Origin of the sequence: Paeniglutamicibacter psychrophenolicus (genome assembly GCF_030812255.1) — a bacterium.
Taxonomy (GTDB): domain Bacteria; phylum Actinomycetota; class Actinomycetes; order Actinomycetales; family Micrococcaceae; genus Paeniglutamicibacter; species Paeniglutamicibacter psychrophenolicus_A.
On sequence record NZ_JAUSSH010000006.1, the window covers coordinates 136,701 to 149,124 of the forward strand.

The following is a 12,424-nucleotide window of genomic DNA, read 5'->3' on the forward strand; positions in this document are numbered from 1 at the left end:
GCAGGAGAGACCATGACCCCGACCAACAATCCGTTCCTTGCCGACTTCACCTCGATGAGCAGCCACGGCGCCACCGCCGGCGGCGGCGTGGACCGCCAGGCCGCCACCGTGGCCGACGGGCAGACCCGCAACTGGTTCCGCGGACTGGTCGAGGGCCACGGCTTCACCGTGCGCTACGACGCGGTCGGCAACCAATACGCGATGCTCGAGCTGGTTCCCGGCGCCCCGTGGATCGCGGTGGGATCACACCTGGATTCCCAGCCGCTGGGCGGCCGCTTCGACGGGGCCTACGGCGTGCTGGCCGGGGCGCACGCGGCCAAGCGCGTGCAGGAATCCCTCGCCGGCACCGAGGGCACCGCATTGTTCAACATCGTGGTCATCAACTGGTTCAACGAGGAGGGCTGCAGGTTCAAGCCCTCAATGATGGGCAGCTCCGTCTACACCGGCAAGCTGCCGGCCAACCAGGTGCTGGAAACCACCGACCCGGCCGGCACCACGGTGCGCGAGGCGCTCGAGGCCATCGGGACCATCGGCGACTTCGAGCTGCCCGTGGCCGCCTACGTGGAGATCCACATCGAGCAGGGCCGCTCCCTGGAGGACCGGGGGCTGTCCATCGGCCTGGTCGAGTCGACCTGGGGCGCGAACAAGTACGAGTTCACGGTCCACGGGGACCAGGCGCACACCGGCGCCACGGTCATCGCCGACCGCCGGGACGCGCTGCTGGGCGCCTCCGCACTGGTGGTGGCCGCCCGCGAGATCGCCCTGGAGCACTCCACCAAGGAGCACATGGTCATCACCTCCTGCGGCGAGTTCACCGTCTTCCCGAACTCCCCCGTGGTGGTGGCCAGCCGCGTGAACCTGCTGGTGGACGTGCGCTCCACCGACCCCGACGTGCTGGCCGCCGCGGATGCCGACCTGCACGCCCGCATCGCGAAGATCGAGCAGCTGGCCAACGTGCGGATCGAGCGCGGCAAGGAGCACGTCTGGGGCGCCAAGGCCTACGATGCGGCCGGGCTCGAGCTGGCGGCGCGGGCCGCCGCGTCGCTGGGCCTGAGCCACGGGGTGGTGCGCACCCTGGCGGGCCACGACTCGACGAACATGAAGGACATTGTCCCGACCATCATGCTCTTCGTGCCCAGCGTCGAGGGCATCAGCCACAACGAACGCGAGCTGACCAGTGACGCGGACATGCTCAAAGGTGTGGACCTGCTCACCGAGGTGCTGGCGCGCGTGGTGCGCGGCGAGTTCATCTCACCCTCCGGGGTGGTGGAGGAACCCGCCGGGGATTCTTCCCTCGTTTCCTAGGAGCGATTGGCCGGCAGGGTTTCCAGCAGCTGCGCCAGCGTCATCGGCGGCACCCCGGTGATCGCCTCGATGTCCCCGCTGACCTGTTCCATGGCCCCGGAGGCAATCGAGAGGTAGGTGGACACCCAGGCGTCCACCTGCCACCTCGGGGCCTTGTACGGTTCCCTCGAGGCATAGGCTTCCTCGAGGGTCTCGTCCACGTAGCCGACAGGTTCCCCGCGGGCCTCACCGAGCTGTCGGGCAACCTCGGTGAGCGACAGCGCCTCGGGGCCGGTCAGCTCGTAGGTCGCCCCCACGTGCCGCGCCGGATCACGCAGGATCGCCACGGCGGTGCGCGCGATGTCGTGCTGGGCCACCACCGCGACCCTGCCGTCCCCGGCGGGCCCCCGGATGGCCCCGTCTGCTCCCACGAGCCCGGGCAGGAAGTCGGCGTAGAGGTTGTCGCGCAGGAAGGTGAAGTCCAGGCCTGAGGCCCTGATGTATTCCTCGGTGGCGAAGTGGTCCCGGGCCAGGGTGAACACCGCGTCCTGGGCGGCACCGACAAATGAGACATACACCAGGTGGCGGACCCCGGCCTCGAGGGCCGCATCGACGAAGTCGCAATGCTGCTCCAGGCGCTCCAGCGATTCGGAGGCCGAGACCATGAACACCGTTTCGGCCCCGGCCAGCGCCGTGCGCGTGGCGGAGGTGTTCTCGTACGCCGCCTGCAACACCGTGGCACCGTCCACCGGCGGGGCCTTGCGCGGGGTCCTGGCCAGCAGGCGCTGCTTCACGCCGGCCGCGGAAAGCCCGGCCGCGACCCGGCCGCCAAGGCTTCCAGTGGACCCGGTGACGGCCAGCGGCGGGGGAACGATGATCATGCCTCCATTGCACCACTGATTCGGCCCCCGGGTACAGCAAGGCTGGAACCGTGTCCCCCACTGGGCAAAAAGACCGCGGATCCCATGGATTTTCGGGCCCGGCAGGACGATGCTTAGGGCATGAAAGAGTTGAACCACAGCGCCGTATATGTCGAGGCAACACGGACGAACATCCACGACATCGTCCGCACCCTGGTCGATGCCATCGGCGCCCCCGCGGTGCAGCAGCTGGCCGGCACCCAGGACGCCACCGCACCGCACCGCTGGGCCCACCCGGACAGCACGGAACCGGACACCATGACGGAGCAGCGGCTGCGCCTGGGCTACCGGGTCTGGCTGACCCTGCAGTCGCTGGAGGACCCGCAGGCGGCCGTGAACTGGCTGATGTCCCCGAACCGGGCGCTGGACGAGGAGCGGCCCATGGATTTCATTGCGCGCCTGCATGCCCAGCAGGTCGTGAACACCGCCGAGTCGCTGGTCACCCACGAGGATCGCCGCTAGCGCAGCGCGGCGTCGAACCAGCCGGTGATGGTTGCCGGGTGGGTGATCGCGGTGCCGACGACCACGGCAAACGCCCCGGCGTCCAGGGCAGCGCGGGCCTGGGCCGGGGTGTGGATGCGGCCCTCGGCGACCAGTGGCACCGACAGGCCCGCGGCGGCGATCGCCTCCAGCAGTTCCAGGTCCGGGCCCTGGGTCTTGGGCCGTTCCCCGGAATAGCCCGCCAGCGTGGTCCCGACCAGGTCCGCCCCGGCCTCGGCCGCGGCCAATGCGTCTTCCAGCGACCCGCAGTCCGCCATGACCAGGGCGTGGGACTCGGCGTGGACCAGCTCGATGGTCTGCTGCAGCGACAATCCGTCCGGGCGCCCGCGCCGGGTGCCGTCCAGGGCGACGATGTGCGCCCCGGCGTGGGCCACGGCCAGCGCGTGGCGCGCGGTCGGGGTGATGAAGACGCCCTCGTGTCCGTCCTTCCACAGCCCGATCACCGGGACCTCCACGGTGCTGCGGGTGAATTGCACATCCGCGATGCCCTGGACGCGGATGGCAGCGGCTCCCCCGATGACGGCGGAGGCGGCGACCTGCGCCATCGTGGTGGGGGTGCGCATGGGTTCGCCCGGGTAGGCCTGTGCGGAGACGATCAGGCGCCCGCGCAGGGCCTCGAGTTCGGCGGGGGTCAAGAGCATGGAAGTTCCTTCGAATCGGTCGGGGCCAGGAAGAGGCCGGCGGCGCCGATCAGCGCCGCGTTGTTGCCCAGGGCCGCGGGAAGCAGTTCCAGGTGCGCCAGCGGGTCGATGGCCTCGGCGGCGAAGCCCTCCCGCACACCATCCCACCACAGGGTTCCGGCCCCGCTCATGCCCCCGGAGAGCACGATGGCCTCCGGGTCCAGGATGTTGGCCAGCGAACCGGCGGCGATCCCGGCGGCCAGCGCCCCGGTGCGCAGCGCCTGGCGGGCCAACGCATCCCCCGCATAGGCGCGGGCGGTCAGTTCGCGGGTGTCGGGAACGGACGGATCCCCGCCCAGGCGCAGGTAGTTGCGGTGGATGCCGGGGCCCGCGGCGATGGCCTCGAGGTGGCCGGTGCGCCCGCAGGAGCATGGCAGGGACGTGGCCAGCGGGGAGGCGAAGTGCCCCATGTGCCCGCCGACGTGGTGCGCGCCGGTCTGCGGCACCCCGTGCAGCAGGTGCGAGCCGCCCACCCCGGTGCCCACGGCCAGCAGCAGCACGTTGGCCCGGCCCGCGGCGGCGCCGCACCAGGCCTCGCCCAGGCCGTGGGCGTGCACGTCGTTGACCGCGCGCACGGGCAGGTTGGTGCGGGTGTACAGCTCGGCGGCCAGGTCGGTGCCGGCCCAGCGGGCAATGGTGTCGGTGGCCGAGAGCACCCGGGCGGTTCCCGGGTCGATGACCCCGGCCGCGCCCAGGCCCAGGCCGATCAGGTGCAGGTTCGCCGCGGCTTCGGTGGCCGAGAGCCCGGCCACCAGCGAGGCCACGGCGTCGAGCACTGCGCGGGCGCCGGCGGTGGCGGGGGTCGGGACCGAGGCGGCGGCCAGGACGGTGCCGGCGGCGTCAACCAGGCCGGCGGCGATCTTGGTGCCGCCCAGGTCGATGCCGAACGCGGCGGTGCGCCCCGGATTCCCGGGGCGCACCAGTGCTGTTGCGTTGACCATGGACGCCTAGAGCAGGCCGGTCTCGGCGAGGATCGCGGTGATCGCGGCGGCCTCGGAGTCGTTCAGGTCCACCATCGGAACGCTCATCTTGTTGCAGCCGATGACGCCCTGGGCGACCAGTGCGGTCTTGAACGCGCCCAGGCCCGCGGCGCCGCCGGAGACGCGTGCCGAGTCCGGGGTGTAGACGATGTCGAAGACGCGGGCCAGCCGGTCCTGTTCCTTGGCTGCGGTGGCGAAGTCGCCGGCGACCGCGGCGTCGAAGAGGCGGCGGTAGCCGGCCGGATCGACGTTGCCCAGGCCCGGGACCACGCCGTGGGCGCCGCCCAGCAGCGCACCGTCGACGACGACCTCGTGGCCGGTGAACACGGAGAAGCCCTCGATGTCCTTGGTGGCCAGCAGCAGCTGGCGGAAGGACACGTCGTCGCCCGAGGAATCCTTGACCCCGACGATGACCCCGTCGGTGGCCAGCGCCACCGCGGTGGCCACCGACAGCTTGACGTGGGTGCGCACCGGCACGTCGTAGGCGAAGATGTCCACGCCCAGCGCGGCGTGGATGGCGCGGAAGTGCGCCTCGACCTCGGCGGCGTTGGACAGCGCGTAGTACGGGGTGGTGACGACCAGGGCGTCGGCGCCGAGGTCGACCATCTTGCGGCCTTCCTCGATGACGCGGTTGGTGGTCTGCTCGTTGGCGCCCACGACCAGCGGGACGCGTCCGGCGTTGGCGGCGGCGATGGTGGTGACCACGAGCTCGCGCTCGGTGTTGGTCAGGTACGGGACCTCGCCGGAGGAACCGAGCACGAACAGGCCGGTGACTCCTCCGGAAATGAGGTGTTCGACGACGGCCTGCAGGCCCGCCACATCGATGGCCCCCTCCGCGGTGCGCGGGGTCACGACCGGGGGGATGACGCCGGAGTACTTGGGGTTGTTAGCGAATGCCACGGGAAAATCTTTCTTTAGGGGTGGTGCTTGGGGTGGGGAAGGTGGCGGGCGGGGGCGCGGATGTGTGGTGCCGCGTTCCCCGCCCGCCGGGTCTAGAGCTGCAGCAGCGTGGGTGCCGCGCCGAGCAGCGTGCGGGTGTACGGGTCGGTCGGGTTCTCGAAGACCTGTGCTGCGGTGCCGGATTCGACGATCTTGCCCGCGTTCATCACGCAGATCCGGTCCGAGATGTAGCGCACGGTCTGGATGTCGTGGGAGATGAACACCATGCCGAGGTTCAGCGTGGCCTTCAGGTCGGTGAGCAGGTTCAGCACCTGGGCGCGCACCGAGACATCCAGCGCGCTGGTCGGCTCGTCGGCGACGATGATATCCGGGTCCAGGGCCAGGGCGCGGGCGATGGCCACGCGCTGGCGCTGCCCGCCGGAGACCTGGTTGGGCATCGCGGAGGCCGCCGAGGCCGGCAGCCCGACCACCGAGAGCAGGTCCGCGACCTTGGCCGCGCGGCTGGCGGGGGTGCCGATGCCGTGGATCTTCAGCGGGTCGGTGAGGATGTCGGAAATGCTCATGCGCGGGTTCAGCGCGGTGGAGGGGTCCTGGAAGACCACGGCCACCGAGCGGCCGAATTCCTTGCGGCCGGCCGCATTGCGCTTGGAGGCGTCCTTGCCGCGGAAGAGCACCTGGCCGCTGGTCGGTTCCTGCAGGCCCACCAGCACCGAGGCGAGGGTGGACTTGCCGCAGCCGGATTCGCCGACGATGCCCACGGTTTCCCCGCGCGAGACGGAGAAGTCGACCCCGTTGACCGCCCGGACGATGTTCGGGGAGAAGAGCTTGCCGCCGCGGGCCCGGTGCTGCACGTGGATGTCGCGCAGCTGAACGACGGGGGTGGTGGATGCGTTGCTCATCGCGAGACTCCTGGGGAAACTGGTTCGTGGCTGGCCCAGAAGTGTTCCGGGTGCCCCCCGGCCGGCACGAAGTCGGTGGGACGGTTCGGATCCGCCGCGGCCCGCTGGGAGCGTTCGGCGAACCGGTCCCCGGCCGCGAACGAGTACGGGGAGGGCACCGTGCCGGGGATCTGGTGCAGGCGCGTGGCGCCGGATTCGATCGAGAGCACCGCGCCGAGCAGGCCCTGGGTGTATTCGTGCGCCGGGGCGGCGAGCACCGCCGGGACCGGGCCGGATTCGACGACCTGGCCGGCGTACATCACCGTCACGCGGTGCGCCAGCGAGGCGACAAGTGCCAGGTCGTGGCTGACGAAGACCATCGCGAAGCCGAGGGTTTCGCGCAGTTCGTTGAGCAGGTCGACGACCTGCTTCTGGACCGTGACATCCAGCGCGGTGGTCGGCTCGTCGCAGACCACGAGCTTGGGCCTGCGGCTCAAGGCCATGGCGATGAGCACGCGTTGGCGCTGCCCGCCGGAAAGCTCGTGCGGGTAGGAGCGCAGCGTGCGCACCGGGTCGAGCTTGACCAGGCGCAGCAGTTCCTCGGGGCTGGTGCGCCCGCCGCGCTTGGTGAGCTGGCGCAGCTGGTCGCCGACCAGCATCGAGGGGTTCAGCGAGGAGAGCGCATCCTGGTAGACCATCGCGATCTGCTCGCCGCGCAGGCCCTTGTAGACCTTGTCGTCCCCGGCGATGTGGTTTCCGTCGGGACCGACGGGCAGCAGTTCCTTGTCCCCGAACTTGATGGAGCCGGTGACCACGGCGGTGTCCGGCAGCAGGCCCATGATGGCCAGCGAGGTGATCGACTTGCCGCAGCCCGATTCCCCGACCAGCGCCATGGTTTCGCCCTCGCGGACGGTGAAGGAGACGTTGTCCACGATCCGGGTCTCGCCGAAGCGGGCCGGGAAGCGGATCGAGAGGTCCCTCACCTCCAGGATGGTCTTCGGTTCCCCGGCCGGGGAATCGAGCACCAGGCGGTCGGTGCGTTTGGCCTCGGTGGCCGCGAGCAGCTCGAGCTCGGCGCGCAGGCGGGCCAGGGCGGCGGTGTCGACGGCCGGCTTGGCGGCCTTGGCCGCGGCCCGCTCCGAGGTGGAGGCCGACTTCCTGGTGGACTTGGGGTTCACCAGCGCGTCGGTCATGCCCTCGGCCAGGATGTTCAGCGCCAGCACCGTAAGCAGGATGGTGACGCCGGCGAAGGTGGTGGCCCACCAGGCGCCGTTGAGCACCAGGGTGCGGCCGTAGGAGATCACGTTGCCCCAGGACGGGGCGGGATCCTGGATGCCGGCACCCAGGAAGGAGAGCGAGGCCTCGAGGATGATGGCGTCGGCGACCATGATGGTGGCGAACACCAGCACCGGGGCGGCGCAGTTGCGCAGCACGTGGGTGCCCAGGATGTAGAAGCGGCCGGCGCCGATCACGCGTTCGGCACGCACGTAGTCCTCGCCCCATTGGGCCAGCACGTTGGCGCGGACCACGCGGGCGATCTGCGGGGTGTAGATGATCGCGATCGACAGGATGATCACCGGCAGCGAGTTGCCCAGCGAGGCCAGCAGCGCAGCGGCCAGTGCGATGCCCGGGAAGGCCATGAGCATGTCCATGATGCGCATGATGGTCTCGTTGGCCCATTTGGCGCTGGTGGCGGCAAGGGCGCCGAGCAGGCCGCCCATCACCAGGGCCAGGGCGACCGAGCCCAGGCCGACCAGCAGCGAGGCCTGGGCGCCGAAGAGCAGGCGCGAGAGGATGTCGCGGCCCAGCCGGTCGGTGCCGAAGGGGTTTTCGCCGCTGGGGCCCTGGGCGGGGATGCCGGAGGCGAGCGGGTCGTGCGGGGCCAGCACGGGTGCCAACAGCGCCGCGAGGGCGACCAGCACCAGGAAGGCCAGGGAAATCTTGGAGCCCAGCGGCAGCGCGGTGAAGCGCGTGCCGCCGGCGCTCAGGCTGGCAACAAGTCCGTTGCGGGGGGCGAGGAGAGCCATGAAGTTACACCGTCCTGATGCGCGGGTTGATGAGCAGGTAGAGCAGGTCCACGGCGATGTTGACCAGCACGAAGGTGACCGCAATGGCGAGCACCACGCCCTGGACCAGGTTCACGTCGGAATTGGTGATGCCGTTCATGATCAGCTGGCCCATGCCGGGCAGCGAGAAGATCATTTCGATCACCACGGCGCCGCCGAGCAGGTACCCGATGCGCAGGCCCAACACGGTGACCGGGGTGACCAGCGCGTTGCGCAGCACGTTGCGGGTCAGCACCTCGCCGCGCGGCACGCCGTTGCCGATGGCCGTGCGGACGTAGTCCTTGTCCAGTTCCTCGACCATCGAGGTGCGCACCACGCGGATCAGCGAGGCGGAGACCGGGATGGCCAGTGCGAGTGCGGGAAGGGTCATGTGGGCCAGCCAGCCGCCGAGCCCGGTGCCCGCGGCGGCCGCGCCGCCGGAGGGGAAGAGCGGGTTGGTGCCCAGGGCGAGCCACTGGATCAGCAGGATGCCCAGCCAGAAGGACGGGGTGGCGATCGCGGCAATCGAGAAGACGCGGACCAACTGGTCGGGCCAGCGGTCGCGGTAGAGGGCGCCGAGCACGCCGAAGACCAGGGAAAGAACCACGGCGATCAGCACGCCGAAGAAGGTCAGCTGCAGGGTCAGCGGGAACGCGTTGGCGATCATTTCGCCGACCGGGCGGGCCGGCGGGGTGGTGGTGCCGAAGTCCAGGCGGATCAGCCGGGCCAGGAAGGAGACGTACTGGATGACCAGCGGGTCATTGAGCCCGCGCTCCTCGCGGTAGGCGTCCTTGGCCGCCGCGCTGGCGCCTTCGCCCAGGGCGGAGGTGGCCTCGTCACCGGGTGCAAGTTTAAGGATGATGAAGACCAGGAAGGTGACTCCCAGGATCATCAGGGGCAGGGCGGCGAGGCGGCGTAGCAGCAGCCGTAGGAGGGTTCCCACGCAAGAACTCCGATGGGTAGGCAATAAGTTGGCAAGTGGTGTTGCAGGAGGGGTGCGGTTGCGCCGCCGGCTTGGGAGAATCGGCGGCGCAACCGGAACGTTCGAGGGCTAGGCCTTGGGGGCCACGCCGACGAAGGAGATGCCGGTGGTCGGAAGCGGCTTGAAGCCCTCGAGCTTCTTCTCGTCCCAGGCGGTCGGCAGCTGGCGGTGCAGCACCGGGTACAGCGGGACCTGGTCGGAGAGCAGGTTGATGGCCTCGGTCCAGGCCTTGACGGCACCGGCCTCGTCCTTGGACTTCACTGCCGCATCGAGCATGCCCTGCAGCGCCTTGTATTCGGCGGCCTTGGACCAGCGGAAGCGGTTGGTCGGCCAGACATCGCCGCGGTAGAACCAGCTCAGCAGCAAATCCAGGTCGTTGCCGAAGACCGAGGGATCGCCCGGGGCGGCCACGATGGTGAACTTTCCGGTGTCGACGCGCTCGGTGTACAGGGCACCGGACTGCAGGTTCTGCATGGTGACCGTGACGCCCGGGAGCTTGTTCCAGGATTCGAGCAGCAACGGGGCGATGTCCTTGACCCAGGAGGTGTCGGTGGTCAGCAACTCGATCTCGAGGTTGGTGACGCCGGCTTCCTTGAGCAGGGCCTCGGCCTTGGCGGCGTCGAAGCCGTAGACGTTGGCGGCCTTGACGTACTGCGGGTGGGTTTCCTGCACGTAGGAGGTGGCCGGCTTGGCGTTGCCCAGCAATGCGCGGTCGATGACGGTCTGCGTGTCGGTGGCGTAGTGGAATGCCTGGCGCACGCGCTTGTCGGCGAACGGGCCGGACTCGCAGTTGAACATCAAAAAGAGCAGGCCGAAGGACTGCACCGATTCGACGTTCATCTTGGACTTGAGGCGGTCGACGTCCAGGTACGGGACGTCCTCGATGGCCGCGACGCGGCCGGATTCGGCGGCCGTGACGCGGGCTGCGGCGTCCGAGAGCAGGTACCAGGTCATGGTGTCCGCCTTGGCAGCGTAGGCGCCGTTGTAGTCGGCGAACTTCTCGAAGACGATCTTGTCGTCCTTGGTGGCGGAGACCAGCTTGTACGGGCCCGAGCCGACCGGGGCCGCGTCGAATGCCGCCTGGTCCGCGGAGGCGAGCTTCTTCGGGACGATCTTGACCACGGAGATGCGGGTGGCGAAGAGCGGGAAGGCGTAGTTCAGGGTGAACACGACGGTGTCTTCGCCCTTGGCCTTGACCGACTTGATGAACGGCACGAACTGCGCGAACAGCGAGGCGTTCTTGGCGTCGGTGACGCGATCGAAGGAGTAGACGACGTCCTCCACGGTGACCGGGTCGCCGTTGTGGAACTTGGCGCCGGAGCGAAGCTTGACTTCCCAGCTGGTGTCGGTCAGCTGCTTCGGGTCGGCGGCGGCCAGTGCCAGGTACGGCTCGCGGGTTGCCGGGTGCAGGTCGACCAGGCCCTCGAAGATGTGCAGGTTGGCGGCGAACGGGGTGGCGCCGGAGGAAGTCATCGGGTCGAAACCGGTGGACAGGGCGTAGGAAATGCCGGCTTCCAGGTGGGTGGCGGCACCTGTGGCGGCGGCGCTGCCGCCGGTTGAGGTCCCTGGGCTCGAGCAGGCCGCAACCGTTGCCGAGAAGGCAGCTGCTGCACCAAGCATGCCGGTCATCTTGAGAAATTCACGACGGCCACGGGGCTTGCTGGCCAAATCCTTGATGGTCATATCTAATCTCTTTCATTTCCAAGACGGTGAAAGTCGGACGTAGGACGTCCTATGCTGTGAGATAGACTGTAAGCGCCATCACCGCCACACGTCAACCGCGTCACAGTGGAAACCTTGCATCATCATTGACTCAGCAGGGAATCTTCACCGCCCATCCGAAAGGGGAATCAGCCGCTCATGATCGTCTCGCGACCACCTCGTCTCGATGCCCACGCCAGGCTGCGTGCGCTCACCTCCGACATCACCGACCTGATCCTGGACCGCGGACTTTTGCCGGGAGATGCCATGCCCACCGAGCAGGAGCTCATGGCGGAGCTGGGCGTGGGGCGCAACACCCTGCGCGAGGCCATCAAGGTCCTGCAGGCCCTGGGCGTGGTGGAAATCCGCCACGGCTTCGGCATGTTCGTGGCCGAGGAGAACCTCGTGGCCCTGTCCGACTCGCTGACCTTCCGCGGGCAGATGTCGCTGCGCCACAAGGGGCACGAGGCCAACGAGCTCGTGGACGTGCGCCAGGCGCTCGAGGCCGGGCTCGTGGGGACGGCCATGTCGGCGATCACCGAGCAGCACCTGGCCGAACTCGAAGCCATCGTGGTGGACATGGAGCGGCTCGCGGCCGACGGCCACAGCTTCATCGACGCCGACAGGAATTTCCACCGGATCCTGTTCGAGCCGCTGAACAACCAACTGCTGAGCAACCTTTTGGGCGTCTTCTGGGATGTGTACCGCACCATCCACCAGAGCATCGACGCCAAGGACAGCACCCGCGCGCATCTTGCCGAAACCGCGCATTCGCACCGCGAACTATTCGAGGCCGTCAAGTCAGGCGACAAGCCGCTGGCCAGCTCGCTGCTCGCCTGCCACTTCGACGGGATCCGCGGCCAGCTCGCGGAATTCAACGCCCCGGCCGGCTAGCCCCAGAAGTGCGGCGCCGGCTTTCGGGCCCCGGGCAACGCGGTGTCCTCGCGCCAGCGCGCCACCCAGTCGGGCAGCACCAGGTCCGCGGGAACTTCCAGCCCCATCGCGGCGAGGATCTCCTCGTTGGAGACCGGGCCCTTCTTCGAGAGCAGCCGGGTGGCCATCGTTGCGTGCACGTAGATTTCACCGTCCGCGACCATCCGCTGCTCAAAGTAGATGCACTTGTCGTCCATGCCCAGGATGCGGGTTTCCTGCGTGAACTTCTGGTTGAAGACCACGGACTTGCGGAAGGAAATGGTCTCGGCCTGGACCACCGGGGTCCACTTGTTCTTCCTCATCACGTTCCACACCCCGGCGCGCACCATGAGATCGAACCGACCAAGGTCGAAGAGCGAGAAGTACATGCCGTTGTTGATGTGTCCGGCCACGTCGATGTCGGTGAGCAGCGCCCGCATCGGCACCGAGGAGGTATCGAACATGGACAGCTTGGGGCGCCTGCCGGCAGTGGCGAGCAGGACCAGGAGGCGAAAGAGAGCATGCATGAACCCCATCCTACTCATGAGTAACTTAACTGTCGCCCGTTTTGTGGCGTGCTAGTGATTGACTTATATCAATGAGTTGATTCAAGATGGAACCCGGACACCACCGTGCCTCCG

General features: G+C 68.8%; 12 protein-coding genes. 3 read left to right on the forward strand and 9 right to left on the reverse strand.

The window, feature by feature from the left end; translation table 11 throughout:
* Positions 1-12 precede the first annotated feature (12 nt).
* Entirely contained in the window at positions 13-1,305 is a 1,293-nt protein-coding gene (locus J2T21_RS10565) for a M20 family metallo-hydrolase (protein WP_307581207.1), read from the forward strand.
* Here J2T21_RS10565 and J2T21_RS10570 read toward each other — a convergent pair.
* Entirely contained in the window at positions 1,302-2,165 is an 864-nt protein-coding gene (locus J2T21_RS10570; protein ID WP_307581209.1) for an SDR family oxidoreductase, read from the reverse strand. The genes J2T21_RS10565 and J2T21_RS10570 overlap by 4 nt on opposite strands.
* Before the next feature lie 120 nt (positions 2,166-2,285).
* On the opposite strand from J2T21_RS10570, the gene J2T21_RS10575 reads away from it, so the two are divergent.
* Complete coding sequence (locus J2T21_RS10575) at positions 2,286-2,666, forward strand: MbcA/ParS/Xre antitoxin family protein (RefSeq protein WP_307581211.1); 381 nt, start codon at positions 2,286-2,288, stop codon at positions 2,664-2,666.
* Here J2T21_RS10575 and J2T21_RS10580 read toward each other — a convergent pair.
* The 7 genes from J2T21_RS10580 to J2T21_RS10610 all read right to left on the reverse strand — a co-directional run bounded on the left by J2T21_RS10580 (position 2,663) and on the right by J2T21_RS10610 (position 10,853).
* Positions 2,663-3,346: an N-acetylmannosamine-6-phosphate 2-epimerase gene (locus J2T21_RS10580; RefSeq protein ID WP_307581213.1), complete on the reverse strand. Its 684-nt coding sequence runs from the start codon at positions 3,344-3,346 to the stop codon at positions 2,663-2,665. The two genes, J2T21_RS10575 and J2T21_RS10580, sit on opposite strands and share 4 nt — an antisense overlap.
* Entirely contained in the window at positions 3,337-4,326 is a 990-nt protein-coding gene (locus tag J2T21_RS10585) for an ROK family protein (RefSeq protein ID WP_307581215.1), read from the reverse strand. The genes J2T21_RS10580 and J2T21_RS10585 overlap by 10 nt, the downstream gene beginning before the upstream one ends.
* 6 nt (positions 4,327-4,332) lie before the next feature.
* Positions 4,333-5,265 carry a dihydrodipicolinate synthase family protein gene (locus tag J2T21_RS10590; RefSeq protein ID WP_307581217.1) on the reverse strand — a complete coding sequence of 311 codons (933 nt, stop codon included), beginning with the start codon at positions 5,263-5,265 and terminating at the stop codon, positions 4,333-4,335.
* A gap of 92 nt (positions 5,266-5,357) precedes the next feature.
* Positions 5,358-6,164, reverse strand: coding sequence for an ATP-binding cassette domain-containing protein (locus tag J2T21_RS10595; protein WP_307581220.1), 807 nt, complete (start codon positions 6,162-6,164; stop codon positions 5,358-5,360).
* Positions 6,161-8,170, reverse strand: coding sequence for a dipeptide/oligopeptide/nickel ABC transporter permease/ATP-binding protein (locus J2T21_RS10600; protein WP_307581222.1), 2,010 nt, complete (start codon positions 8,168-8,170; stop codon positions 6,161-6,163). The genes J2T21_RS10595 and J2T21_RS10600 overlap by 4 nt, the downstream gene beginning before the upstream one ends.
* 4 nt (positions 8,171-8,174) lie before the next feature.
* Complete coding sequence (locus J2T21_RS10605; protein ID WP_307581224.1) at positions 8,175-9,131, reverse strand: ABC transporter permease; 957 nt, start codon at positions 9,129-9,131, stop codon at positions 8,175-8,177.
* A gap of 108 nt (positions 9,132-9,239) precedes the next feature.
* Positions 9,240-10,853, reverse strand: coding sequence for an ABC transporter substrate-binding protein (locus tag J2T21_RS10610; RefSeq protein ID WP_307581226.1), 1,614 nt, complete (start codon positions 10,851-10,853; stop codon positions 9,240-9,242).
* A 177-nt stretch (positions 10,854-11,030) separates the two neighbouring features.
* Here J2T21_RS10610 and J2T21_RS10615 point away from each other — a divergent pair, with 177 nt between their 5' ends.
* The gene (locus tag J2T21_RS10615) at positions 11,031-11,765 is read left to right on the forward strand and encodes a FadR/GntR family transcriptional regulator (RefSeq protein WP_307581228.1); all 735 of its coding nucleotides are present in this window, start codon (positions 11,031-11,033) and stop codon (positions 11,763-11,765) included.
* On the opposite strand, the gene J2T21_RS10620 is transcribed toward J2T21_RS10615, so the two are convergent.
* Positions 11,762-12,310: an acyl-CoA thioesterase gene (locus J2T21_RS10620; protein ID WP_307581230.1), complete on the reverse strand. Its 549-nt coding sequence runs from the start codon at positions 12,308-12,310 to the stop codon at positions 11,762-11,764. The genes J2T21_RS10615 and J2T21_RS10620 overlap by 4 nt on opposite strands.
* Between the last annotated feature and the right edge of the window lie 114 nt (positions 12,311-12,424).